Origin of the sequence: Chelativorans sp. ZYF759 (assembly GCF_012911015.1) — a bacterium.
Taxonomy (GTDB): domain Bacteria; phylum Pseudomonadota; class Alphaproteobacteria; order Rhizobiales; family Rhizobiaceae; genus ZYF759.
The window spans coordinates 50047-70408 of record NZ_WVVV01000006.1 but is presented as its reverse complement, the minus strand read 5'-3'; the positions used below and the strand labels follow the sequence as shown (position 1 = coordinate 70408).

The window sequence follows — 20362 nt, the reverse complement described above, 5'->3', positions numbered from 1 at the left end:
CACAGAAGTCCCACGGGACGTTCCCTCATTGTTTCGCCCGCCGCGCCGGTCGGGCGGGCCTCGGCCGCGCCGCGGCTTCCATGCCGGCGCGCAGGTCGTCCTTGGTCACGTGGGCGTAGCGCGAGGTGGTGGCGATGTCCGTGTGGCCAAGCAGCTGCTGGGCCATCTTGAGGTTGCCGGTCGCCCGCACGAGCCTGGTGGCGGCCGTGTGGCGCGTATCGTGAAAGCGGAAGTCCTTCACGCCGGCGCGGTCGCGCGCGCGGCGCCATTCCGTCTTGAAGCCTTCCATGGTGATCGGCTGGCGCGCGCCGCGCCTGGCGCCGGGGCGCGGGCGCTTGGCGACATAGGTGAAGACGGACTGGGCGTGATGGTCCTTGAGCGACCACAGCAGGTCATGCATGGCATCCGTCATGGGCAGGGTGCGCGAGCGGTCGCCCTTGCCGGTCACCGTGAATTCGCGGTTGAAGAAATCGACATCGTGCCAGGTGAGGCCCACGATCTCCTCGCGCCGGCAGCCGCTGAGAAGTGCGAATCGGAGGGCCGGGGCATAGTCGCCGCGAATCGCCGCCATGATGGCCGCCTCCTCGTCGGGGCTGGCTTCGCGCACGCGTTCCTGCGGCTCCTTCAGCACATGGTCCTTCCACTCGATCTCGTGCACGGCCTGTTTCCAGGTGCGCCTGGCGCGGCGCAGGATGGCGCGCAGCGGCTCGCAGACGGACCGGTTGACCGTGGCGGCCGAGAGTTCGCCCACGCGGACGCGCTTGCCCTTCCTGTCGGTGCGCCATTTGCCCTCGCCGCGGCGCCGCGCGACCAGGCGGGCAACCATGGCGTCATCGATGTCGGCGAGCTGGGTGGCGCCGCCGATGTGACGCTCCAGCCAGTCGAGCGCGGCCAGCGTCTCGTCGGCATTGACATGGTGGCAGCCGACCTCCTGCCAGTAGAGGGCGGCGGCGGCCTTGAAGGGCAGGGGTTTTGTGGTGTCGAACTGCAGCGCCTTTACGCGCCGCTTCTCCTCGTCTTCGAACCGTTCCGCATCGCGGCGCGTCGTGCATCCAGTCGAGCCTGAAAATCGCTGGCGTCGATAACGGAAGTCGAACGTGTAGACCGTCTGGCCGGGGCGCTTGTAGACCGACATTTGCGGGCCTCCCTGAAAGCTGCGAGGTCTTCGGGATCGTAGCGCCGTGTCTCGCGCTTCGTGCCCAGGCCGATATTGACGTAGCGGATGGCGCCGGCCTCGGTCAGGCGCCGCAGCTGGGTATCCGAGATGCCGAGTTCGGAGGCTGCCTGATCCGGCGTCAAGAGCGGCATGGCGTCAATCCCCCTTGTCCACAGCTTCCGTGGTCGCGCTGTCGCGCCCGGCCTCGCTCCGGAGCGGGTGGTCGACGTCGGCCGATGCTCCCGCCGATGCCTGGAGGGCAGACGTCATGCCGGCGATGGCGCGGCGCAGCTCGTCCGACTTGCGGATGGTCTCCTGTGAGACGAGGCCGCCATTGCCGCCCTGGAAGCCTGTCGGCAAAGCGATTCCGTTAACGTCGAAAGAGATCGCGTCGACGACGTCCTTCGCTGCCAAGAGAAGCCGGGCGAGGGTGGGATCGTCATGCATCGTCGTTTCCCTTCCCGCGTGGGGCGGCTCGGTGGGTTGTTTGGACGCCTGTTGAAGCGGAAATCCGGCTTTCGGCAATGCGGGTCGCAAGACTTTTGCGTGGCTTTGCCGCATTGGCCTGGTCGACCACATAGGCCACGTCCTTGGCTGTCCTGGCGGCGACGAGCTTGGCGGTGATGGCGGGCTGCAACGGATCGATCGCGAGCACCGAGGGCTTGCCGCAGGACGGGCAGTCGACGGTCAGATAGCGATGGCAGTCATGGTTGAAGCCGTCCGAGCCGGTCATCACGAAGCGCGGGATCGGCCAGTGGGCCAGAAGATCGCCGAGCGACACGGACGCCTCGTCCATATAGGCGCCGCAATGCGGACAATCGGGCGTGTCGCGCTCGGTCAGGAGCCCGGTCGTCATGCGGGGTTTCACGGGCGCCACTCCCAAAAACCCTGAGCCCCTTTGGCGGGCTGGTAGGGTTCGAGCGTTTCGATCTCCGTCAGCGGCCAAGCCCAGTTGCTGTGCTGGTGGCGATCGCTGTCGTTGAGCCTTGCGCCGAATTCCTCGACGATCTCAAAGGCCGGCCGGGGCTCTCCCAGGATGGCGGTGCCGAGTATCGAGGACAGCGGCAGGATGCCGGGTGAGCTGTAGGCGCCCTCCAGCAGGGGCATTGCGATCTCCGGCATGAGCCCGGTCGTCCACGCGTCCTCCGATCGAAGGCTGATGATCAGGTCGGCGATCTCGGCCTTGCGGACAGGCCGCGCGCCCGCGTGGATGGCGATCCGCTTGCCCCGAAGCGATCGCGGCGCCGGCCAGCCTCGGAATTCATATGGCTTCGCGCCGGCCATGATCAGCGAGGCCCATGGCTGCCAGATGGTGAGCGCCTTCATGGCCGCCGCTCCGTCATTTCCCGCTGTTGGTCCTCCGAAGTAGCGAAGTTGGCTTCGACAAGCCTCCGGTATTCAGCCTCGACTGTCGCTTTGCACGTCTCCACGGATGGCGTCCGGCGGTAGGCCGCGGACCAGAACGGTTCGCAGTAGCCGTCTCCGTCGCCCATTTCGATAATGGAAAGCCGGCCAAAGGGGGTGTCTGCGATATGGGCACAAAGGTCGTCGCTGGTTTTCCACTCAAGCGGCTTGAAGCGCAGATCGGCCATCAGCACACCTCTTCGAAATAGCTATTCAGGATCTCGTTGGTGAACGGCGGGGCATCCGCCATGGCGGCCGCCTGCTCGGGCTCACCTTCGCCGCCACAACAGACCTGTTCCATCTGCTCGTCGGACAGCGTTGCGAGCCACGCATCGACCGGCTTGATCTCATGTTCCGGCTGCGTTGCGAGCCAACGCGCCATCTCGCGTTCCTGCTGCTGCTGCGAGCGGAAGCGGTTGATGCCTCCGTTGTCGAGGGCGATCAAAAGCGCGGCGCGGGCGATGCCGGGATAAGTGGTCTTTGGATCAACCATTGCGCGCCTCCAGGCCGCAGGCCTTGAGCGCACGGAAAAGAAGATCGTAGACGCCACGCTGTGTACGATGATGGCCTTGGACGAGCGCGGTTACACCTTCCTCGTCACTTCCCGCTATGGCCCCATTGATGCGCCGGTCATCGCTGGTGAGCTTCCCCTTGCGCCATGCTTCGCGAAGCGCGCCACGGAACGGTGGCGTCTTCTTGAGGGCGACGGCATAGTCGGCAGTGCCGTCCAGATATGTCGCGACGTTGGCGATCTCCATGAGGCCGATCGTGCGGGCCTTGGTCTCATCGCCGCCGGGCAGCAGTTCGAAGGTTATGCGGACCATCACCAGCCCCATTCGTTCGGGTTTTCGAGGAAGTCGTGCCGCCCGCGCGGTTTGCGGCGGCGCGTATGCTTCGAGCGCCTCAGCAGCAGGAAGGCGAGGATGCCGCCGGCAAGGGAGGCGGCGCCGATGAACAGGAGGAGTTCCATCGTCAGATCCTCATCGGCATGATGACGAAGAGCGGGTCGGGATCGGCACCCCGCACGAGTGCCGCCGCGCCGCCGTCTGCCAGTTCGAAGACGATCTCGGGGCCGGCGACCCGGCCGGCCACCTCGAGCGCGTAGCGGCCGTTGAAGCCGATGGTCACGGGCTCGCCCGTCGCGGCCTTCACCGACACCTCGTCGCGGGCGTCGCCCGAATCGGGGTTGACGCATTCGAGCGCGGCTTCTGTCTCCGCGAAGGCGATGCGCACCGCACGGGCCCGGTCGGCCGTGATCGTGGTCACCCGGTCGAGCGCGGCCACGAAGGTCTCGCGCGCCAGCGTGAAGCTGTTGGCGTTGCCGGTCGGGATGACGCGGGCATAATCCGGAAAGGTGCCGTCGATCAGCTTCGAGGTCAGCGTCACCTTGCCGATGGTGAGGCGGATCTTGGCGTCGGAAATCTCGATCTCGACCGTCGCCTCGTCGGCGCCGGCCAGAAGCGCGATCGCCTCGGCCACGGTCTTGCGCGGCAGGATGATGCCCGGCATGCCCGCCGCGCCGTCGGGCGCCGCCATCTCGCGCCGGGCCAGGCGGTGGCCGTCGGTTGCCACGGAGCGCAGCCGGGTCGACGCCACATCCTCCACGACATGCAGATAGATGCCGTTCAGATAGTAGCGCGTCTCCTCGTTCGACATCGCGAACTGGCAGGTTTCCAGAAGCGGGGCGAAATCGCGCGCGGCGACCGCGAAGCGGTGCGAGAAGCCGTCCGCCTGCATCTCGGGGAAATCCTCGGGCGGCAGGCAGTGCAGCGTGGCGCGGGTGCGCCCGGCCGAGACCTTGACCTGGCCGCCTTCCAGCTTGAAGGCGATCTCGGCCTTTTCCGGCAGCTTCTTCACGAAGTCGCGCAGGAGGGTGGCCGGCAGGGTCACCGCCAGATCGGCGCCGGTGGCCGCCAGCGGGGCATCCGCCTGCATCTCGATGTCGAGATCGGTGGCGGTCACCACCAGCCGGTCGCCCTCGGCCACCAGGCGCAAGTTCGACAGGATCGGAATCGTGTTGCGCCGCTCGACGATGCGGTGCGCCCGGTCGAGCACCGGGGCGAGATCGCCCCGGTCTATCGTGAACTGCGCCTGGGCGGCCATCAGCGTTCGCCTTCCGGCTTGCCCTCATAGGTGGGCAGGCCGGTGTTTTCGCGAGCATCGAAAAGCGTGTGGCGGACATGCTCCGTGATGGCGAGGTCGGGCCGGTAGATCTGATAGAACCACATCACCTTGCCCTCGCGCACCCGGTAGCGCAGGCGCACCGGCACGCGGATCTTGTCGCCCATGAAGAAGGGCGCGATGTCGAGGATGAAGATGCCGGGCACCTTCAGCTTCTGGCCCGCCCCGTCATTGTGGGTTTCGTCGAACTGGATGGAGCCTTCGCCGGTCTGCAGCGTGGTGTGGGCCTTCACGCTCGACGCGACGGCCACCGTCAGCCCGCGCGACAGCTCCACAACCTGGGCAGGCGTGGCGACTGTCGTCTGGAACTGATGCTCGAGCTGCGTCTTCTCCACATCCGTCGGCGCCGAAAGCTCGGCCACCCGGTCTTCGAGGAACCAGGCAAAGTCCTGCTGCGACATGGCCTGGCCGTTCTGGCCGATCCATGCCTGCCATTCCTCCGACAGCGGGAAATCGTAACGGATGCGGTGTTGGCAGAAATCCGCCTGGCCGCCATTCTCTTCCGCGTGGTGATAGTCGATCACGGCGGTGAGGGACGGTTTCTGCCAGGCCGCATCGGCGAAGATGGCGGAATGTTCCGTCCTGTGACGGTTCACCAGGGCGCAGAACGCGTCGAAGGTCTGGGCCTGCGCCGTGCCGGCCTTGCGCTTCGGGAAGAGGCGGTATTCCTCCAAATGGCGCTGCACCGATTCGACGGCGGGGTGCTCGCCGCGTTTCAGCGCGATCGGGACCGATACCGGCAGGCCGGTCAGCCCGTCCGTGACGATCGTGGCGAGTTCGACGCCCTTGGCCTCGGCGCCAAGTGTCGCGGCCGTTTCGAGGTCGAGGGGAAAGGTGGAAAGTTCCGGCAGTTTCTCGCCTGCCGTGGCGTCGGTTTTCGCGGCCATGCTGGCCTCCTATCGGTTCGGGGGTGGTCAGGAAGTCTGGCGGGCCTCGCGGGGCCCGGCGAACATGTCGGTCTGCTGCGGGTGCTCGGTCGACAGCGAGCCGTCGTCGAGAACCCAGTAGAAGGAAGAGCCGCGCATCGGCTTGGGCCGCTTGGACGCAATGTCGGCCGTAATCACGGCGGTGCCGTTCTCGACCTCGATCTCGAGCTTGAGCGTGACCGAGCCCTTGACCTTGCTCTTCGGCCGGTCGCCGGAAAGCTCCTTGAGCTTGGCCAGCGTCTCGGTGATTTCTCGGCTCAGCTCGGCCGCGGCCTCGCCGCCCTCGAGCGCACCGATGATGGTCTGGGAATCTCTGATGCGTTTCATGCTCACCTCCATTCGGGTGCAAAGGGGATTTCGTCGTCGAGATCGCGGCCGCCCGTGGCGCCGGGTGGCGGGTCGGCCTGGCCGGGATCGCGCGTGCGCGTCTGGCCGTAATCGTCGGGGTCGGGATTGCCGCGCCCGCCGCCGGGCGAGCCGAGCATTTCCAGCTGGCCGCGGAACTTCTGCAGCACGATCTCCGTCGTGGTGCGCTTCTGCCCGGACTGGTCTTCCCAGCCGCGCGTGGCGATCTGGCCTTCGAGGTAGACCTTCATCCCCTTCTTGAGGAATTGCTCGGCGACCTTGGCGAGGTTTTCGTTGAAGATCACGACGCGATGCCACTCGGTGCGCTCGCGCCGCTCGCCGGTCTGCTTGTCACGCCACGTCTCGGACGTGGCGAGCGAGAAGGTGGCCACCGGGTCGCCGTTGGGCGTGCGGCGGATCTCGGGATCGCCACCCAGATTGCCGACGAGGATCGCCTTGTTGACGGAGCCGGCCATCAGGCCTGTCCTCGCGCAGCCGGGCCATGGCTGATGAAATGGATCTGACCCGCCGCCAGTTGGCGCCGTCGCCGCGCCTTCTCGCGCTCGCCCTGATGGGGCATGCGGTTTCTAGTTGCGGATGCCGTGGCGGTTCTTCGTGGCCGGCGTTTTTTCGGCTTGGCTTTCCTCGGCAATGCCGAGCCGAATTCCTCGACGGCGACGCTGGCTGCACGCGCGCTGCCGGCGAAACCGGCCAGCGCGGCCATCGCGGCGGCGGATATGATGGGCATGCGATTGCTGAACATCAGACTTCTTCCCCCTTCAGAACCTTGACCTTGGTGATGGCCACGCCGGGGTGATCCCGCTTGGCGTCGCCGCGGGCGATGGCGGCATTGGGGGCGGTGACGTTCACCGTCGTGCCGTCGGCGAAATGGATGCGGAAGGCCACGAGGCCCTTGCCCTGTTTCATGATGGGTCTCCTGCTGGGGTTGCCGCCTGCTCGAGTTCGGCGATCTGCCTTTCGGCCTCGGCGATCAGCTGGGCGCGGCAGCCGGCCAGCCAGTTTGCGTGCGGGATGCATTCCATCGCGCTGTTGAGGTCGGCGCCGATGACGATGCGGACCGGATCGCCCGCCTGAAGCCGCGCCAGCAGCGCGCGATAGCCCTGAAGCTGCGTCTGCCGCACAATCTCTGTGGCCGATGCCGAGAGTTCTTCGGTCTTCACGACAGCCGCTCCGCGATGCCGAGATAGCGGTCGAGGCGCGTCAGCCAGGCTTCCTCGGCCCGCATCGCGCCCCAGGCGCGGATCGCGCCGGTGAGTTTCGGCGGCGGCAGGTCGCCCGCGCCGACATGTTCGCCGGCTCTGGGGCCGAACAGGGCCAGTGCCTCGGCGCGCAGCATGCGCTCGTCCATGTTGCGTACGATCGCCTGGTAGCCGGGCACCCGGTCGGGCGGGGCTAGGCCGGCGCGCGTGTAGATCACGCGGTCGATGGCCAGCTTCGCGGTGTGGATCGCGCTGGCCAGACGCTGCCTGCCACGTGCGCCGAGCAGCCGGCCGATCAGATCGGCCGTGGGCCGGGGCACGTCGCCCAAAAGCGCTTCATGCGCGTCGTGCAGCAGGAAATAGCCGGCCGCCACCGGGTCGCCGGTCTCGGAAAACACTGCGTCGGCGCCCATCACGCAGTGCTGGCTGACCGAAAAGGCGGGGCCTGACGGGCGCGCATTGAACCGCGCTATCTTGGAAAGGCCAGCCGCGATTTCCGGCCAGACGATGTCGTCGAGCCGCAGCTTCGCCAGGTCGAGCACCGAGCCGTCGGGGCGGAAGGAGGGAACGGCTTCTGCCGCAGCCTTCTTGCGCGGGGCGGGCGGAACGAGCGTGCCGGAATGAAGTGCCATCAGACGAGCCTCGCGGCGAGCTGAAGGTCGAGCTCGTGCAGCCGGATGACCAGAAGCACGCCGGCGGTGGCGACGGCGAGGCATGCAGCCACCGCGAGCATCATGCGCGGCGCGTAGCCCGAAAAGGCCTCGGCCGCCGCCTGGCGGTTCATCTCGATGATTTGCAGCGAGGAGGGGAAGTCCGACATCAGCTCGCTCCGCCGACATGACGCACCGAGCGCTGGCGGGCGAGGCTGGCCGCGGCTTCCCAGTGCGCGTCGATCTCGGCCAGCGAATAGCCTTCGAGGAAAAGCGCGCCGCGCTCCACATTGCGCCCGGCAAAGGCCAGTTCGCGCATCGTCTCGGCCATCCTCGTCGTCACGCACGCGCCGCCGGCTGCGGCAAGGGCGGTCGAAAAACCGGCAAGGCTGCGATCAGGGGCTTGCGGCGGGGTGGGTCGAAAAGCGATCATGGAAATGGCCTCCGTTGCGATCGGCCACAAAATGGCGTAATAGGCCAAATCATGTCAAGCCATAAAATGGCCATTCACGCCATTGATGTGGCGCGGCCCCTGTGTGGAGGTTGGAATGAGACGATTGGTGCTGGTGCTGGCCCTGTCGGTTGCCGCGTCATCTGCCCAGGGCGGCGCGCTTGTCGGCCAGTGGTGCGACCGGCCGCTCGAGGCCATGGCGTCGCTCGACAGCGTGATGCGTATCGAGATCCGCGAAAGCGGTCCGGTGCTGGTTGATCTGTTTCGCGGCAGCGCGCGCGAAGTCGATCTGCGAGACCAAGGCGAGGGGGTCTTTGTCGAGGCGGGCGGCGACGGCTATCGCATCGCCGGCGCGGATCTCGAGCTGTTCGACGAGATGGGCGTCATCCGCACGGCGTCCCGGATGGATGACGATGCGGCGGAAGAGGAGTGCTGGCGATGATGGACGTCAATCTCTCGGCCCTTTGGGCTAGGCTCGCCGACCGCTACGAGTTTGGCTCTCGCTGGCATAACCTGAGCGCGCTGGGAACTTCGCCTGCGGTTCGCGTCTCAGTTCTGATGCCGGTCGCAGGTTATCTTCTCCTCCTCAATGAACAATTCGTCGAGCTTGCGGGGCAAATCAGCGAAGATTTCCAGCTGATCATAACTGACGTGCCTTGGCGGCTATTGCTGCTTTTCTATGGAAGCTTCTTGGTGGGTTTTGCTACCATTTTATTCGGGATGTTTTGCCCCTACGTCCCAAAGAGGTACCGCTCAGCGGTGGATTTTGTCGCCCATGAACAGACGTTCTTTACAATCTCCTCTCATAAGACCTATTTGATAGAGACGTTTGAAGAAATATATGAACCGTTGCCCGGCGGCCTGAAGAAGGATCACGTCCTCCAAGGTGCGAATCGGATAAGGTCGGTATCTGAAATCGAGCAACTGACCTTGTATTGGCATGTGCGCAACATGCAATCGCCCGCTTGGCGGCGAGCTATCCGCATTTTGTATGACGTCGGCTTTTTCATTCTGGCAATACCAGCCGCAGCTACGTTAGCTGGCGTTACTTGGTATGTCGTCAAACTAATTTATAGAATGATAGTTTAAACCCCGAACAACTCGTTCATGGTCAGCACCTTGTGGATGTCGATCACCGTGTCGAGCTTCAGCTGCACCTGGGCTTCCGGGTTCAGCTTGCCGATGACGATCATGGTCGGCGTCTTCTTCAGATAGTGGCCGATCGAGGCCTCGATCGGCTCATTGGCGCCGACGCGCACCTGGACGATGACCGTGTCGCCGATTCGCGGCGGGCGGCCGGGATGCACGAAGCGAAGATCGCCGGCATTGTGTTCCGGCGCCATGGATGACCCTTCCACGTAAAGCGCATAGGCCTTCTTCGCGCCCGTCAGCGCGGGCGGGCGGCGCACCCAGTCGACGATGTTCGCCTCGTCCATCTGAAAGGCGCCGCGCAGATGCGAGCCAGCGGCCGTGCCCAGCACGGGCACGTCGTTGGGCATGTCCTGCGGGGCAGGCACCGGCACCGCGGCCGGGCGGAACGAATCGCTGCCGATGCCCGGCTGCCGGGCTATTTCGCGCTCGCGATGCGCATCGTGCATGTCGTGCGGAACGATCCCCGGCATGTCTTCCGGGGATGCCAGGATGTCGTCGACGCTGACGCCCAGCGCTTTTGCCAGCGGCAGGAGCCACCGTTCGTTCAGCCGCATCCGGCCCCGCTCCAGCTTGTTGATGGTCGAGGGGTCGGTGCCGACCATCTCGCCCAGCTGCTCGAGCGTGATCTCCCGCGCGCGGCGGATCGCGCGCAGCGAATTCGGGGCTTTGGGAGCGGATTCGGTCATGGCGGCGATCATGGCCGAAACCGCCATTTTCCGCCATGGCGCAATAGGCCATAAAATGGCTTGACAATAATTGGCCCATATGGCCATTTTTGTGCCATGGAACTCAGACACTGGCGATTGGCGGCGGGAAAGTCACAGGGCGAATGCGCGATGTCGCTGGGGCTCGATGGGGGCGCGCGTTCCTTCCAGCGCATCGAGACCGGCCAGAACAAGGCCGATGCCGACCTGGTCGAGCGCATCGCGGCGCTCACCGAAGGCGCGGTTGCCGCCCAGGACATGCACGCCACGCGGCTCGACTGGCTCAGGGCGAACCGGCCGGAACGGTTTCTGGAACTGGGGGAGGCAGCAGAATGAGCAGTGAGGCTTGCCGTTACGCGCCCTGGGGTCGCGAGAAGCTCGTGCAGCAGGACATCGCGCCTGGTGTCGATCCCCGTCCGGGTATCGACCTGCGCCTGCCCGAAACCGTCTGGCCGCTGCTGATCCTGGCTGCCGCCCATGATGGTGTCTCCCCTGCCAAACTCGTCGAGCAGCTCGTGTGTGCGCGCTGCGAGATGATCGGCCTCTCCGCTCTCTACGCCGAACATGATCGCGCGCTCACGTCGCGTCACGGCAATTCCCGCGCTCATTCTTGCCGGGGCGGCGACCATGGCTGAGCTGCGCGAGACCACGCCGCAGGAACGCCGGGCGCTGTCCATGTCAGTGCGGCGCGCCGCCAAGCTCGGCGGCGGTGCGGCTTCCGTCCAGCACATGACCCGGGTCGGCGAGGCCGATCTGTCGCGTTACGGCGCGCCCGAACAGGATGACAGGCATTGCCCGATCGACGTGGCCGTCGATCTCGACCGCATGGCGGGCGGCCCGGTCGTCGTGGCCGCCATGGCGACGCTGCTGGGCTACCGGCTGGTGGCCGAGGCGCGGCCGGCCAATGGCGATCTGTGCCTGCGCGAGATCGCCCGCATCGGCTCCGAAAGCGCGGAAGTCGTGGCCGCCATCCTGCATGCCATGGCCGACGGCACGCTGTGCGAGGCCGACCGGCGCCGCATCAACATGGAAATCGAGGAAGCCTGCCGCGTGCTGCGCTCCGTCCAGGGGCGGCTCGGCACGATCGGCATCGTCGTCAAGAACAACGCGGGAGGCGACTTCCCATGAGCAGCTGGACGGAGAAGCGGATCAGCCATGCAGCCAGGCTGTGGAACGAGGGGCTTTCCTCGGGCGAGATCGTGGCCGCGTTGGGCGACGTCTCGCGCTCGGCGGTGCTGGGCATCATGAACCGCCACCGCGACCGGTTTCCCCTGCGCGGCCGTGCCGGCCGCTCCGGGCCGAAACCCGGCTCCCCCAGGGCGGCAGCGCCAATCCGCCGCGCCGAAAAGCCGAAGCCGGCACCGCCACGCCCCGTGCCGGCGCCCGATCTCGATTCGGCGCCCTTCCTGCAGGCGGTCGAAGCCGGGCTCTGCCTGTTCTTTGCCGGCCCGCCGCTTTCAGCCTCGGGTCCCGACATGCCGGTCTGCGGCGCGCCGCGCGCTTCCGGACGCTACTGCGCCCACCACGCCCAACGCGCCACGCAGGCCGGGCGGGAATTGCTCGAGGCGGCGGAATGAACGCGCTTCCCGCCTATGCCGATTTCCTGAAAGCCAAGGCGAAGCTTGCCCCGCAGGCCGGGTTCGAGGTCGATCCTGGCGGCGTCAACCCGCTTTTGAAGGAGATGACGCGGGCGATCGTACCTTGGGCCTGCCGGGGCGGGCGCCGCGCGCTCTTCCTGCGTTTTGGGCTGCACAAGACCTCGACGCAGATCGAGATCCTGCGCCAGTGCATGAAGCACGAGGGCGGCCATGCGTTGATCGTGGTGCCGCTCGGCGTGCGCCACGAATTCTTCCTCGAGGCCGAGACACGGCATCCGAACGTCCGGCTCAAGTTCATACGCTCGGCCCTTGAGTTGGAGCCTGCGAATGCGGCGGGCGGCGACCAGGTCGTCATTCACCTGACCAATTACGAGACGGTGCGCGACGGCAAGCTCGACCCGTCGATCTTCACCGCCGCGTCGCTCGACGAGGCGGCCTGCTTGCGCGGCTTCGGCGGCTCGAAAACGTTCCGCGAGTTCATGGCGAAATTCGCCGGCGACGACCGCAAGGCCGGGGTCAAGCGCGAGGGCGTGAAGTACCGCTTCGTGGCCACGGCCATTCCCGACCCGAACGAATTCATCGAACTGCTGGCCTATGCCGCGTTCCTAGGCGTGATGGATGTGGGCGAGGCAAAGACCCGCTTCTTCCGGCGCAATTCGGAAAAGGCCGACAAGCTGACGCTCCACCCTCACAAGGAGGAGGAGTTCTGGCTGTGGGTCGCGAGCTGGGCGCTGTTCGTCCAGAAGCCCTCCGATCTCGGCTATTCCGACGAGGGCTACGACCTGCCGCCGCTCGACATTCGCTGGCACGAGGTTGCCACGGATCATGGCGAGGCGGGTGCCGAGAAGGACGGGCAAAAGAGGCTCTTCGTCTCCACCGCGCTCGGCGTGGTCGAGGCCAGCCGGGAAAAACGGCGCTCGCTCGACGCCCGGATCGCAAAACTCATGGAAATCCGCAGCGAGGATCCCGCCGCGCACCGCATCATCTGGCACGATCTGGAAGACGAGCGGAAGGCGATCGAGAAGGCGATACCCGGCGCAAAAAGCGTGTGGGGCACGCTGAAGGAAGACGAGAAGGAAGCCCGCGTCATCGGTTTCGCGCGCGGCGAGTTCCAGGAGCTGGCGACAAAGCCCGTTCTCAACGGCTCGGGCTGCAATTTCCAGAAACATTGCAGCTGGGCGGTCTATCTCGGCATCGGCTTCAAGTTCCACGATTTCATCCAGTCCGTCTTCCGCATCCAGCGTTTCGGGCAGGAGGGGCAGTGCCGGCTCGACCTCATCCATACCGAAGCCGAGCGGCATATCCGCCGCGAGCTGGAGCGCCGCTGGCGCCAGTTCGAGGAACAGGCCGAGAAGATGGCCGCGATCATCCGCCGCTTCGGCCTGGCCGAGCAGGCGATCGACGGGGCGCTCAAGCGTTCCATGGGCGTCGAGCGGCGCGAAGTCACCGGCCGGAACTACCGGCTCGTGCACAATGACTGCGTGGAAGAGACGAGGGCGATGGAAGACGACAGCGTCGACCTGATCGTCACCTCGATTCCGTTCTCCACGCAATATGAATACACCCCGTCCTTCAACGATTTCGGCCACACGGACGACGACCCGCATTTCTGGGCGCAGATGGACTTTCTGACCCCGCAGCTCCTGCGTGTGCTCAAGCCCGGCCGGGTGGCGGTCATCCACGTGAAGGACCGTATCGTGCCGGGTGGCATCAACGGGCTGGGCTTCCAGACCGTCAGCCCGTTCTCCGACGACTGCGTGGCGCATTTCCGAAAGCACGGTTTTGCCTTCCTGTCGCGCGTCACCATCGCCACCGACGTGGTCCGCGAGAACAACCAGACCTATCGGCTGGGCTGGTCGGAGCAGTGCAAGGACGGGACGCGGATGGGCAACGGCATGCCCGAATATCTGCTGAAATTCAGAAAACCGCCGACCGACCGTTCCAATGGCTATGCCGACACGCCGGTGACCAAGGCCAAGAAGGAATGGGCCGAAGACGAATGGCTCAATGCGGCCGGCTACAGCCGGGGCCGCTGGCAGATCGACGCGCATGGCGTGTGGCGGTCAAGCGGAGACCGTCCGCTTCTGCCTGCCGAGCTGGCCGACCTGGTCGGTCGCGACGGTCGCGACGTCTATCGCGGCTGGAAGGCCTGGGCACTGTCCAATGTCTACGACCATGAGGCGCATGTCGCGCTGACGGAGGCGCTGGACGAAAAACACCGGCTGCCGCCGACCTTCATGATCGCGCCGCCCCATGTCGCCCATCCCGAGATCTGGAGCGACGTGGCGCGCATGCGCACGCTCAACATGATGCAGAAATCGAAGGGGCAGGAGATGCATCTGTGCCCGCTGCAGTTCGACATCGTCGACCGCACGATCCTGCAGCATTCGATGGAAGGGGAGACCGTCTTCGACCCGTTCGGCGGCATCATGACGGTGCCGTGGTGCGCGCTTCACCTCGGCCGCAAGGCCGTGGCCGTCGAACTCAACCCCAGCTATTTCGCCGATGGCTGCGCCTATGCCGAAATCGCTTCGGGCGGGGGCAGGGCGCCGACGCTGTTCGATTATCTCGCCGAAATCAGCCCCGAACAGGCGGAGGCGGCGGAATGAACGTGCCCCCGCGTGTCGACGCCTTCGATCCTGCCATGGTGGATTTCGACGTGTTCGCGCTGTTTCTCGAAGCGCGGCGCATCCATCGCCGCAAGACGGTGCGGCGGGTGGCGCGCGAAAGCGGCATCGAGCCGGACGCCGTCCAGCGCGCCGCGCGCGGCCGCAACCCAGGCGCCTACGAATTCTTCGCGCTGTGCGACTGGATCGGCGAACAGCCGACGCTGTTTCTCAGGGATGCCTCACGCGCCGTACCGCAGGCTTCGCCTGCTGGCACTCCGGCGGGGCGGGCCACGCGGCCCGACGCCCGGTCGGGCTTGCGTGCTTCGGGCGGGGGACACGCGCAATGAGTGGGCTCCAGAACGCGCGCTCGCCCGAGCGGGCCGATTACGACTGGCGCGGCTTTGCCATTCTGGTGCGCGCGCGGCTGTCGGCCGATGGCAGCGGCTATCGGGCGCTGGCCGGCACGATCGGCGTCACCTTCACGGATCTGTCGCGGGCCGCGTCGGGCCAGATGATCGCCGTGCACAAGGTCATCGCCATCTGCGACTGGCTCGGCGTCGACATCCGCCGCTTCTACCTGCCGCCCGAACAGATGCCAGCGAAATCAGGCTGTTGCAGTGCTTCAAACGTGAAACGGACCCCGGCCAGCCGGGCAGCTGAGGAGGATAGCAGGCATGGGTGAACTGACCATCATCACCACGCGGCCCGAGCGGGCGCTCGTCACGCTGTTCGGCCGCCCGCAGCCGCCCGAAGGCGTCTCGGTCGTGACCACCAGCCAGGCGATCGGCAATATTCCTAATGGCAGCCGCTGCTTTGCCATCTGGTTCGAGCCGCGCAAATACCGCTCCTCGGTCGAATGGGCGTGGATCATGCGGCGCGAGCGCGGCGGCGTGGTCGGGCTGGAACTCGAGGATCTGCATGCGTTCGGCCTGTTTGCCCATCACGCGCGCGGTGTTCCGCAGCCGGCGCCCCGAAGCACTTCCATGGGCCATCTTCCCGCCGTCACCTCGGTGCGGGCGGCTGGCGGCGAGGTGTCCGCATGACCGCCTTTGGTGTGATCCCGCGCCCGCGCGGTCCTCGTATTCCCGATCGCTTCGGGCAGGCCTTTCCCGATCCTGCGCGGCTCGAGGCCTTGCCCGACGCCATGCGCCACGAGGCGGGACTTCTGGCGCGCGAGGCCGGGCTTGCCGTGCCGCCCGGCGCGCTGCGAGGGAAGGCGCCCCAGCCGCATGCCCTTGTGCAGGAGAGTTTTGCGGGGGCCGCTCCCATGAAGACGGCGCGCCAGCTGCTCGACGAATTCGTGACCGCACATGTGGTGGCGGCGCCTGGTGCCTGGCTCCCGATCGAGAACGTCCAGGCCGCGCTCTACATCTTCTGTCACGACCAGGGCGAGACGACCCCCTCTGACCGGGCACTGCTCAGCACGCTGATCCGCCACTTCGGGACGCCATCCCGGCCCTCCAAGGGCGCGATCAATGGATTTGGCGACATCGCGCTTTCGGGGGGAAAATCATGACCCTGCTCATCGTCGCGCCCGACCATCTGGCCGCCCGCAAGATCGCCCGCGATCACGGGCTGCTCTGCGAAACAGGCACGGCGGTAGAGGTTGCCGACGACGTGCGCACCATCACGCGGGCCGCCCAGCTGGTCGGCTGGTCGCGCGGCACGCCGGTGATCTTCTTCGACCTCGCGTTCTGGCCGACCAATACCGCCGCTCGGTGCCTCATGGCGGGGCTGCTGTCGGGCATCCAGTCCGGCCGCCTGCGCGTGGCTTCGCCCGACGACATCGCCATGCGGGAAGTGAGGGCGGCGGCATGAAAACCCTGTTCGATACCGTTGCGCCCATGGGCTCTGCCGGCGAGGCGCTGATCGTCGATTCCTTCGCGGGCGGCGGCGGGGCCTCGACGGGTATCGAGATGGCGCTCGGTCGCTCACCCGACATCGCGATCAACCATAATGCCGATGCGCTGGCCATGCACGAGGTCAACCATCCCGCAACGCTGCATCTGTCGAAGAACATCTGGCAGGTCGATCCGCTGGAGGCGGTGGGGCATCGGCGCGTCGGGCTCGCCTGGTTCTCGCCCGACTGCAAGCATTTTTCCAAGGCCAAGGGCGGTCGTCCGGTCAAGCGGTCGATCCGCGATCTGGCCTGGGTCGTGGTGCTGTGGGCGCGGCGCGTGCGGCCGGAAGTCATCATGCTGGAGAACGTCGAGGAATTCCGCGACTGGGGGCCGGTGACGGCGGAAGGCAAGCCCTGCCGCGAGCGCCGCGGCCAGACTTTCGCGCTGTGGACGGCACAGCTGAAGCGGCTCGGCTATCGCATGGAATGGCGCGAGCTTCGCGCCTGCGACTATGGCGCGCCGACCATCCGCAAACGCTTCTTCATGATCGCGCGCCGCGACGGGCGGCCGATCGTCTGGCCGGAGCCGACGCACGGGAAGCCCGACGATCCGGACGTGATCGCGGGGCGCAAGAAGCCCTGGCGGACGGCGGCAGAGATCATCGACTGGTCACTGCCATGCCCTTCGATCTTCGACAGCGCGGCCGAGATCATGGACAAGCATGGGGTCAGGGCGATCCGCCCGCTGGCCGACGCCACGATGAAGCGCATCGCACGCGGGATCGTGCGCTACGTGCTGGAGGCGAAGAAGCCGTTCATCGTGCCGGTGGCGCATGCCGGCGACGCCCGCGTGCACTCAGTCGACGAGCCGGTGCGGACGCAGACGGCTCACAGCCGGAGCGATCATGCAGTGGTCGTGCCGGTCGTCACTTATGGCCAGCATGGTGGCGGCAACAGGTCGGTTGACGCGCCGCTGCACACGGTGACCGCAAGTCCGAAGGACCAGAACGCGGTCATTGCGGCCCATCTGACGAAGTTCCAATCCGGCTCGACCGGATCCGGCCTCGACGAGCCGGCGCCGACGGTGACGGCCAACAGCTACATCAAGAAGCCGGGCGGGGCGGCGCCGATCGGCGTGGTGGCGGCGACCATGGTGCAGACTGGCTATGGCGAGCGGAAGGGTCAGGCGCCCCGCGCACTTGATGTCGACAAGCCGCTTGGCACGCAAGTGGCCGGTGCGGCGAAGCATGCGGTCGTGGCGGCGCACGTGACGTCCTACTATGGCGAAGGCGACGGCGGTCATGATCGCGGCAGGCGGCCGGAAGAGCCGCTGGCGACCGATACGGCGGGCGGCAACCGCCATGGCGTCGTGGCCGCGTTCCTCGCCCAGCACAATACCGGCGTGGTGGGCCATGATGCGCGCAAGCCGGTGGCGACAATCACGACGGGCGGGGCATTCGGTGCCAGTCAGCAGAGCGTCGTGGCGGCGCATCTCTCGTGGTCCTACACCTCGAACACGCGGGGCGGAGAAGGCGATCTGCGCAAGCCTGCCAAGACCATCATGGCGGGCGGGCAGCACGCCGCCCTGATCTCCGGTTTCCTCACCAAGTACTACGGCACCGGGGACGGTTCGGTCGTGACGGACCCGATGCACACCGACACGGTGAAGGACCGCATGGGGCTGGTGACAGTCGACATCGACGGCGAGACCTTCGCCATCGCCGATATCGGCATGCGCATGCTGACGCCGCGCGAGCGGTTCCGGGCGCAAGGGTTCCCCGACAGCTACATCATCGACCGGCGGCCGGACGGCAGCCCGATCACGGCAACCGTGCAGGGCTCGTGCTGTGGCAACAGCGTCTGCCCGCCGCTGGCCGAGGCGCTGGTGAAAGCCAATTGCGGCCACCTGGCGCGTGTGCGGGAGGCGGCGGAATGATCCAGCTGCCAAGGTTCTCCGCCGATGATGCCGAGCGTGCTTTCGATGAATGGGGAGCGAATTGCGGACCGGGTGCCATCGCCGCGATATGCGGTCTCACGCTCGACGAGCTTCGCCCGCACATGGGCGATTTCGAGACCAAGCGCTACACCAATCCGACGCTGATGTGGCAGGTCCTCGCCGGTCTCGGCGTCGCGTTCTCCTATCGCGGGGGCGATCTGGGTCGGGCAAGCTGGCCCCAATACGGGCTGGCGCGGATCCAGTGGGAAGGACCATGGACAGCGCCGGGGGTGCCGATCCGGGCCCGCTATCGACAGACGCACTGGGTCGGCGCTGCCCGTCACCCCGAGCGTGGGGTCGGCATCTTCGACATCAACGCCATCGGCAACGGCACCGGCTGGTGCGCCCTTGCCGACTGGGAGACCACGCTCGTCCCCTTCATCCTGAGTGAATGCGTACCGCGCGCCGACGGCAACTGGCACATCACGCATGCCGTCGAGGTGAAGCGATGAGCTTCATCTGCCCCTGCTGCGGCTCCCCCATTGCCAAGGCTGCGCCGATCGAGGCGCTCGACGCCGCGGCGCTGTCGCCGCAGGAGCGGCGGGTCGTGGTCGCGCTGGCCGGAATCTACCCGCGCAGCGTGGAACGGCGGGCGCTGATCGACACGCTGTATTTCGACGATCCGAATGGCGGTCCCGAATGCGCCAACAATGTGCTGGGCATGGTGCTGGCCAGGCTGCGCAAAAAACTGCCCTCCCATGGCTGGACGATCCCGAAGAACTGCGCCGGCGCCGGCAGCAACAACCGATATCGGCTCGTGGCGGTGTCGGCATGACCGACGAGATCAAGGAATTCATCGAGGATGCGCGTGCCGTGTCGGTCGGGGCCGCGGCGAAGCTGTTGGACCTCGCCTTCAAGGCCGCCGGCGACGAGCATCCACAGCCCTGTCCCGTGTCGGGTGGCAAGGACCGGTTTTCCTTCAACACGCGCAAGAACGCCTGGCACTGCCGCCATTGCGATGTCGGCGGCAAGGATGCGATCGGGCTGGCCGCGCACTGCCTGGAACTCGATCTCAAGAGCCGCGCCGGCTTCCTCGAGGCGTGTTCGGCCGTGCTCGGCCGAGATATCCCCCAGGGCGGCGAGCGCGAGAGCGAGGAAGAGCGCGCCGCGCGCGAGGCCCGCATTGCCGAGCGCCAGCGCCAGGCGGCGCAAGACGAGGAAAAGCGCGCGCGGGCGGGCAACGCGTTTCGCGACAAGGAGCGGGCAAAGGCGCGCGGGATCTACGAGGCGGGCCGCACGATCGGTGCCGATCCGGTGCACTATTATCTATCCATGCGCGCCTGTGGCGTACCTGGCGACAAGTGGATTCGCTACGCGCCGTCGCTGCCCTACTGGCATGGCCAGGACGATCACGGTGCCCCCGTCGCCATCCACGAGGGGCCGGCGATGGTCGCACCTTTCATCAGGTTCGACGCATCGCTTCACGTCGAGCTGATCGGCTGCCACATCACCTGGATCGACCTCGATGCGCCGCCGAAATATCGGCCGCTGCTCTATGGACTGACCAAGGAAGGTCGTCTGGGCGGCCGGCATGATTGGCGCGCGGGCTCCTCGCTGCCGACGCAGATCGATATCGCGGCCGGGCTCTACGAGATCCTGCCGTCCAAGAAGATGCGCGGCACCAAGAAGGGGGGCGTCATCGGCCTTTCCGGGCGGCCGTCGGCGCTGCGCTGGCTGGGGGCGGAAGGCATCGAGAACACGCTGGCCTTTGCCGGCTGGGAAGGGTTTCGCGACGACACGTTCTACTTCGCGGCCGGCGACCTCGGCAACATGGCCGGGCCCGCCGACCCGAAATCCGCCTTTTCCCATCCCGAGCTGACGCGCGAGGATCGGAACGGGCGCGTGCGCCCCGTGCGCGTGCAGGGGCCGGTGCCGCGGCCGGGACGGGAAGGCAACGACGCGGACGCGGACGCGATGATGATCCCCGATCATGTCGACGAGCTGGTGCTGGTCGCCGATGGCGATTCCGAGCGCGTGGCGACGGCGTCCGCCATGGCCCGGGCGCGGGCGCGGCATGCGCGGCCGGGAAGGCTGATCCCGGTGCTGTGGCCGCCGGAGGATGCCGCCGTGATGGCGGCAATGTTGAACTTGCGTGACGGGGCGGACCAGGAATGACCAGGAAAAACGGGG

At 66.6% G+C, this 20362-nt stretch carries 35 protein-coding genes and 1 pseudogene; 16 read left to right on the top strand and 20 right to left on the bottom strand.

From position 1 onward, the window contains the following. Positions 1-25: 25 nt before the first annotated feature. From GRZ55_RS23430 to GRZ55_RS11375, 19 genes and pseudogenes are all read right to left on the bottom strand, one after another. Positions 26-1135: a site-specific integrase gene (locus GRZ55_RS23430; protein WP_246734695.1), complete on the bottom strand. Its 1110-nt coding sequence runs from the start codon at positions 1133-1135 to the stop codon at positions 26-28. A gap of 14 nt (positions 1136-1149) precedes the next feature. Continuing rightward, positions 1150-1308 (bottom strand): annotated as a pseudogene (locus tag GRZ55_RS23425) (helix-turn-helix domain-containing protein); the annotation flags it as partial. A gap of 4 nt (positions 1309-1312) precedes the next feature. Next, a complete protein-coding gene (locus tag GRZ55_RS11455) occupies positions 1313-1603 on the bottom strand; it encodes a hypothetical protein (RefSeq protein ID WP_169287062.1) in 291 nt (96 codons plus the stop codon). After that, the gene (locus GRZ55_RS11450) at positions 1596-2024 is read right to left on the bottom strand and encodes a hypothetical protein (protein ID WP_210257327.1); all 429 of its coding nucleotides are present in this window, start codon (positions 2022-2024) and stop codon (positions 1596-1598) included. Before GRZ55_RS11450 ends, GRZ55_RS11455 begins: the two co-directional genes overlap by 8 nt. Next, the gene (locus GRZ55_RS11445) at positions 2021-2482 is read right to left on the bottom strand and encodes an ASCH domain-containing protein (protein WP_169287060.1); all 462 of its coding nucleotides are present in this window, start codon (positions 2480-2482) and stop codon (positions 2021-2023) included. Before GRZ55_RS11445 ends, GRZ55_RS11450 begins: the two co-directional genes overlap by 4 nt. Beyond that, positions 2479-2748: a hypothetical protein gene (locus GRZ55_RS11440; RefSeq protein ID WP_169287059.1), complete on the bottom strand. Its 270-nt coding sequence runs from the start codon at positions 2746-2748 to the stop codon at positions 2479-2481. Before GRZ55_RS11440 ends, GRZ55_RS11445 begins: the two co-directional genes overlap by 4 nt. Further along, positions 2748-3053 carry a hypothetical protein gene (locus GRZ55_RS11435; RefSeq protein ID WP_169287058.1) on the bottom strand — a complete coding sequence of 102 codons (306 nt, stop codon included), beginning with the start codon at positions 3051-3053 and terminating at the stop codon, positions 2748-2750. The genes GRZ55_RS11440 and GRZ55_RS11435 overlap by 1 nt, the downstream gene beginning before the upstream one ends. Then, a complete protein-coding gene (locus tag GRZ55_RS11430; protein ID WP_169287315.1) occupies positions 3046-3384 on the bottom strand; it encodes a hypothetical protein in 339 nt (112 codons plus the stop codon). The genes GRZ55_RS11435 and GRZ55_RS11430 overlap by 8 nt, the downstream gene beginning before the upstream one ends. Continuing rightward, positions 3384-3530: a hypothetical protein gene (locus tag GRZ55_RS11425; RefSeq protein WP_169287057.1), complete on the bottom strand. Its 147-nt coding sequence runs from the start codon at positions 3528-3530 to the stop codon at positions 3384-3386. Before GRZ55_RS11425 ends, GRZ55_RS11430 begins: the two co-directional genes overlap by 1 nt. Before the next feature lie 2 nt (positions 3531-3532). After that, the gene (gene dnaN / locus GRZ55_RS11420) at positions 3533-4663 is read right to left on the bottom strand and encodes a DNA polymerase III subunit beta (RefSeq protein WP_169287056.1); all 1131 of its coding nucleotides are present in this window, start codon (positions 4661-4663) and stop codon (positions 3533-3535) included. Beyond that, the gene (locus GRZ55_RS11415; RefSeq protein ID WP_169287055.1) at positions 4663-5628 is read right to left on the bottom strand and encodes a DUF2303 family protein; all 966 of its coding nucleotides are present in this window, start codon (positions 5626-5628) and stop codon (positions 4663-4665) included. Before GRZ55_RS11415 ends, dnaN begins: the two co-directional genes overlap by 1 nt. Positions 5629-5655: 27 nt before the next feature. Further along, a complete protein-coding gene (locus GRZ55_RS11410) occupies positions 5656-5994 on the bottom strand; it encodes a hypothetical protein (protein ID WP_169287054.1) in 339 nt (112 codons plus the stop codon). Between the two features lie 2 nt (positions 5995-5996). Further along, positions 5997-6488 carry a single-stranded DNA-binding protein gene (ssb, locus tag GRZ55_RS11405; RefSeq protein WP_306785600.1) on the bottom strand — a complete coding sequence of 164 codons (492 nt, stop codon included), beginning with the start codon at positions 6486-6488 and terminating at the stop codon, positions 5997-5999. Then, complete coding sequence (locus GRZ55_RS11400; RefSeq protein ID WP_169287053.1) at positions 6488-6775, bottom strand: hypothetical protein; 288 nt, start codon at positions 6773-6775, stop codon at positions 6488-6490. Before GRZ55_RS11400 ends, ssb begins: the two co-directional genes overlap by 1 nt. After that, positions 6775-6939, bottom strand: a complete 165-nt coding sequence (locus tag GRZ55_RS11395) for a hypothetical protein (RefSeq protein WP_169287052.1) — start codon at positions 6937-6939, stop codon at positions 6775-6777. The genes GRZ55_RS11400 and GRZ55_RS11395 overlap by 1 nt, the downstream gene beginning before the upstream one ends. Continuing rightward, positions 6936-7193, bottom strand: a complete 258-nt coding sequence (locus GRZ55_RS11390; protein ID WP_169287051.1) for a hypothetical protein — start codon at positions 7191-7193, stop codon at positions 6936-6938. The genes GRZ55_RS11395 and GRZ55_RS11390 overlap by 4 nt, the downstream gene beginning before the upstream one ends. Continuing rightward, positions 7190-7864, bottom strand: a complete 675-nt coding sequence (locus GRZ55_RS11385; RefSeq protein WP_169287050.1) for a hypothetical protein — start codon at positions 7862-7864, stop codon at positions 7190-7192. Before GRZ55_RS11385 ends, GRZ55_RS11390 begins: the two co-directional genes overlap by 4 nt. Next, the gene (locus GRZ55_RS11380; protein ID WP_169287049.1) at positions 7864-8052 is read right to left on the bottom strand and encodes a hypothetical protein; all 189 of its coding nucleotides are present in this window, start codon (positions 8050-8052) and stop codon (positions 7864-7866) included. The genes GRZ55_RS11385 and GRZ55_RS11380 overlap by 1 nt, the downstream gene beginning before the upstream one ends. Beyond that, the gene (locus GRZ55_RS11375) at positions 8052-8315 is read right to left on the bottom strand and encodes a hypothetical protein (protein ID WP_169287048.1); all 264 of its coding nucleotides are present in this window, start codon (positions 8313-8315) and stop codon (positions 8052-8054) included. Before GRZ55_RS11375 ends, GRZ55_RS11380 begins: the two co-directional genes overlap by 1 nt. A gap of 115 nt (positions 8316-8430) precedes the next feature. Here GRZ55_RS11375 and GRZ55_RS11370 point away from each other — a divergent pair, with 115 nt between their 5' ends. Further along, positions 8431-8775, top strand: a complete 345-nt coding sequence (locus GRZ55_RS11370; RefSeq protein WP_169287047.1) for a hypothetical protein — start codon at positions 8431-8433, stop codon at positions 8773-8775. Further along, on the top strand, positions 8772-9422 hold the full coding sequence (locus GRZ55_RS11365; RefSeq protein ID WP_169287046.1) for a hypothetical protein: 651 nt from the start codon (positions 8772-8774) through the stop codon (positions 9420-9422). Before GRZ55_RS11370 ends, GRZ55_RS11365 begins: the two co-directional genes overlap by 4 nt. Here the strand turns inward: GRZ55_RS11365 and GRZ55_RS11360 are convergent. Beyond that, complete coding sequence (locus tag GRZ55_RS11360; protein WP_169287045.1) at positions 9419-10171, bottom strand: helix-turn-helix domain-containing protein; 753 nt, start codon at positions 10169-10171, stop codon at positions 9419-9421. The genes GRZ55_RS11365 and GRZ55_RS11360 overlap by 4 nt on opposite strands. A gap of 96 nt (positions 10172-10267) precedes the next feature. Here GRZ55_RS11360 and GRZ55_RS11355 point away from each other — a divergent pair, with 96 nt between their 5' ends. Genes GRZ55_RS11355 through GRZ55_RS11295 form a run of 14 tightly spaced genes read left to right on the top strand, consistent with a single transcriptional unit; the run spans position 10268 to position 20347 of the window. After that, a complete protein-coding gene (locus GRZ55_RS11355) occupies positions 10268-10525 on the top strand; it encodes a hypothetical protein (RefSeq protein ID WP_169287044.1) in 258 nt (85 codons plus the stop codon). After that, positions 10522-10824, top strand: coding sequence for a hypothetical protein (locus GRZ55_RS11350; protein WP_169287043.1), 303 nt, complete (start codon positions 10522-10524; stop codon positions 10822-10824). The genes GRZ55_RS11355 and GRZ55_RS11350 overlap by 4 nt, the downstream gene beginning before the upstream one ends. Beyond that, a complete protein-coding gene (locus GRZ55_RS11345) occupies positions 10817-11317 on the top strand; it encodes a phage regulatory CII family protein (protein ID WP_169287042.1) in 501 nt (166 codons plus the stop codon). Before GRZ55_RS11350 ends, GRZ55_RS11345 begins: the two co-directional genes overlap by 8 nt. After that, positions 11314-11766, top strand: a complete 453-nt coding sequence (locus GRZ55_RS11340) for a GcrA family cell cycle regulator (protein WP_169287041.1) — start codon at positions 11314-11316, stop codon at positions 11764-11766. Before GRZ55_RS11345 ends, GRZ55_RS11340 begins: the two co-directional genes overlap by 4 nt. Then, a complete protein-coding gene (locus GRZ55_RS11335; protein WP_169287040.1) occupies positions 11763-14396 on the top strand; it encodes a DNA methyltransferase in 2634 nt (877 codons plus the stop codon). The genes GRZ55_RS11340 and GRZ55_RS11335 overlap by 4 nt, the downstream gene beginning before the upstream one ends. Continuing rightward, the gene (locus tag GRZ55_RS23235; RefSeq protein ID WP_210257326.1) at positions 14393-14743 is read left to right on the top strand and encodes a hypothetical protein; all 351 of its coding nucleotides are present in this window, start codon (positions 14393-14395) and stop codon (positions 14741-14743) included. The genes GRZ55_RS11335 and GRZ55_RS23235 overlap by 4 nt, the downstream gene beginning before the upstream one ends. Continuing rightward, the gene (locus GRZ55_RS11330; RefSeq protein ID WP_169287039.1) at positions 14740-15078 is read left to right on the top strand and encodes a hypothetical protein; all 339 of its coding nucleotides are present in this window, start codon (positions 14740-14742) and stop codon (positions 15076-15078) included. Before GRZ55_RS23235 ends, GRZ55_RS11330 begins: the two co-directional genes overlap by 4 nt. Next, entirely contained in the window at positions 15071-15439 is a 369-nt protein-coding gene (locus GRZ55_RS11325; protein WP_169287038.1) for a hypothetical protein, read from the top strand. The genes GRZ55_RS11330 and GRZ55_RS11325 overlap by 8 nt, the downstream gene beginning before the upstream one ends. Further along, positions 15436-15912, top strand: a complete 477-nt coding sequence (locus GRZ55_RS11320) for a hypothetical protein (RefSeq protein WP_169287037.1) — start codon at positions 15436-15438, stop codon at positions 15910-15912. Before GRZ55_RS11325 ends, GRZ55_RS11320 begins: the two co-directional genes overlap by 4 nt. Next, positions 15909-16214: a hypothetical protein gene (locus GRZ55_RS11315; RefSeq protein ID WP_169287036.1), complete on the top strand. Its 306-nt coding sequence runs from the start codon at positions 15909-15911 to the stop codon at positions 16212-16214. Before GRZ55_RS11320 ends, GRZ55_RS11315 begins: the two co-directional genes overlap by 4 nt. Continuing rightward, positions 16211-18172, top strand: coding sequence for a DNA cytosine methyltransferase (locus GRZ55_RS11310; protein ID WP_246734693.1), 1962 nt, complete (start codon positions 16211-16213; stop codon positions 18170-18172). The genes GRZ55_RS11315 and GRZ55_RS11310 overlap by 4 nt, the downstream gene beginning before the upstream one ends. After that, a complete protein-coding gene (locus GRZ55_RS11305; RefSeq protein ID WP_169287035.1) occupies positions 18169-18684 on the top strand; it encodes a hypothetical protein in 516 nt (171 codons plus the stop codon). Before GRZ55_RS11310 ends, GRZ55_RS11305 begins: the two co-directional genes overlap by 4 nt. Continuing rightward, complete coding sequence (locus GRZ55_RS11300) at positions 18681-19007, top strand: helix-turn-helix domain-containing protein (RefSeq protein ID WP_169287034.1); 327 nt, start codon at positions 18681-18683, stop codon at positions 19005-19007. Before GRZ55_RS11305 ends, GRZ55_RS11300 begins: the two co-directional genes overlap by 4 nt. After that, a complete protein-coding gene (locus GRZ55_RS11295; protein ID WP_169287033.1) occupies positions 19004-20347 on the top strand; it encodes a primase-helicase zinc-binding domain-containing protein in 1344 nt (447 codons plus the stop codon). The genes GRZ55_RS11300 and GRZ55_RS11295 overlap by 4 nt, the downstream gene beginning before the upstream one ends. The last annotated feature ends 15 nt before the right edge of the window (positions 20348-20362 follow it).

Bases quoted from the DNA above. Each gene is read 5' to 3' on its own strand.
- GRZ55_RS11440 (WP_169287059.1), bottom strand. From the start codon at position 2,748: ATGGCCGATCTGCGCTTCAAGCCGCTTGAGTGGAAAACCAGCGACGAC.
- GRZ55_RS11435 (WP_169287058.1), bottom strand. From the start codon at position 3,053: ATGGTTGATCCAAAGACCACTTATCCCGGCATCGCCCGCGCCGCGCTT.
- GRZ55_RS11320 (WP_169287037.1), top strand. From the start codon at position 15,436: ATGACCGCCTTTGGTGTGATCCCGCGCCCGCGCGGTCCTCGTATTCCC.
- GRZ55_RS11410 (WP_169287054.1), bottom strand. From the start codon at position 5,994: ATGAAACGCATCAGAGATTCCCAGACCATCATCGGTGCGCTCGAGGGC.
- GRZ55_RS11345 (WP_169287042.1), top strand. From the start codon at position 10,817: ATGGCTGAGCTGCGCGAGACCACGCCGCAGGAACGCCGGGCGCTGTCC.
- GRZ55_RS11295 (WP_169287033.1), top strand. From the start codon at position 19,004: ATGACCGACGAGATCAAGGAATTCATCGAGGATGCGCGTGCCGTGTCG.
- GRZ55_RS11430 (WP_169287315.1), bottom strand. From the start codon at position 3,384: ATGGTCCGCATAACCTTCGAACTGCTGCCCGGCGGCGATGAGACCAAG.
- GRZ55_RS11380 (WP_169287049.1), bottom strand. From the start codon at position 8,052: ATGTCGGACTTCCCCTCCTCGCTGCAAATCATCGAGATGAACCGCCAG.
- GRZ55_RS11315 (WP_169287036.1), top strand. From the start codon at position 15,909: ATGACCCTGCTCATCGTCGCGCCCGACCATCTGGCCGCCCGCAAGATC.
- GRZ55_RS11375 (WP_169287048.1), bottom strand. From the start codon at position 8,315: ATGATCGCTTTTCGACCCACCCCGCCGCAAGCCCCTGATCGCAGCCTT.
- GRZ55_RS11340 (WP_169287041.1), top strand. From the start codon at position 11,314: ATGAGCAGCTGGACGGAGAAGCGGATCAGCCATGCAGCCAGGCTGTGG.
- GRZ55_RS11330 (WP_169287039.1), top strand. From the start codon at position 14,740: ATGAGTGGGCTCCAGAACGCGCGCTCGCCCGAGCGGGCCGATTACGAC.
- dnaN (WP_169287056.1), bottom strand. From the start codon at position 4,663: ATGGCCGCCCAGGCGCAGTTCACGATAGACCGGGGCGATCTCGCCCCG.
- GRZ55_RS11310 (WP_246734693.1), top strand. From the start codon at position 16,211: ATGAAAACCCTGTTCGATACCGTTGCGCCCATGGGCTCTGCCGGCGAG.
- GRZ55_RS11415 (WP_169287055.1), bottom strand. From the start codon at position 5,628: ATGGCCGCGAAAACCGACGCCACGGCAGGCGAGAAACTGCCGGAACTT.
- GRZ55_RS11360 (WP_169287045.1), bottom strand. From the start codon at position 10,171: ATGACCGAATCCGCTCCCAAAGCCCCGAATTCGCTGCGCGCGATCCGC.
- GRZ55_RS11445 (WP_169287060.1), bottom strand. From the start codon at position 2,482: ATGAAGGCGCTCACCATCTGGCAGCCATGGGCCTCGCTGATCATGGCC.
- ssb (WP_306785600.1), bottom strand. From the start codon at position 6,488: ATGGCCGGCTCCGTCAACAAGGCGATCCTCGTCGGCAATCTGGGTGGC.
- GRZ55_RS11335 (WP_169287040.1), top strand. From the start codon at position 11,763: ATGAACGCGCTTCCCGCCTATGCCGATTTCCTGAAAGCCAAGGCGAAG.
- GRZ55_RS11300 (WP_169287034.1), top strand. From the start codon at position 18,681: ATGAGCTTCATCTGCCCCTGCTGCGGCTCCCCCATTGCCAAGGCTGCG.
- GRZ55_RS11385 (WP_169287050.1), bottom strand. From the start codon at position 7,864: ATGGCACTTCATTCCGGCACGCTCGTTCCGCCCGCCCCGCGCAAGAAG.
- GRZ55_RS11370 (WP_169287047.1), top strand. From the start codon at position 8,431: ATGAGACGATTGGTGCTGGTGCTGGCCCTGTCGGTTGCCGCGTCATCT.
- GRZ55_RS11455 (WP_169287062.1), bottom strand. From the start codon at position 1,603: ATGCATGACGATCCCACCCTCGCCCGGCTTCTCTTGGCAGCGAAGGAC.
- GRZ55_RS11395 (WP_169287052.1), bottom strand. From the start codon at position 6,939: ATGAAACAGGGCAAGGGCCTCGTGGCCTTCCGCATCCATTTCGCCGAC.
- GRZ55_RS23235 (WP_210257326.1), top strand. From the start codon at position 14,393: ATGAACGTGCCCCCGCGTGTCGACGCCTTCGATCCTGCCATGGTGGAT.
- GRZ55_RS11350 (WP_169287043.1), top strand. From the start codon at position 10,522: ATGAGCAGTGAGGCTTGCCGTTACGCGCCCTGGGGTCGCGAGAAGCTC.
- GRZ55_RS11425 (WP_169287057.1), bottom strand. From the start codon at position 3,530: ATGGAACTCCTCCTGTTCATCGGCGCCGCCTCCCTTGCCGGCGGCATC.
- GRZ55_RS11325 (WP_169287038.1), top strand. From the start codon at position 15,071: ATGGGTGAACTGACCATCATCACCACGCGGCCCGAGCGGGCGCTCGTC.
- GRZ55_RS11355 (WP_169287044.1), top strand. From the start codon at position 10,268: ATGGAACTCAGACACTGGCGATTGGCGGCGGGAAAGTCACAGGGCGAA.
- GRZ55_RS11365 (WP_169287046.1), top strand. From the start codon at position 8,772: ATGATGGACGTCAATCTCTCGGCCCTTTGGGCTAGGCTCGCCGACCGC.
- GRZ55_RS11305 (WP_169287035.1), top strand. From the start codon at position 18,169: ATGATCCAGCTGCCAAGGTTCTCCGCCGATGATGCCGAGCGTGCTTTC.
- GRZ55_RS11400 (WP_169287053.1), bottom strand. From the start codon at position 6,775: ATGTTCAGCAATCGCATGCCCATCATATCCGCCGCCGCGATGGCCGCG.
- GRZ55_RS23430 (WP_246734695.1), bottom strand. From the start codon at position 1,135: ATGTCGGTCTACAAGCGCCCCGGCCAGACGGTCTACACGTTCGACTTC.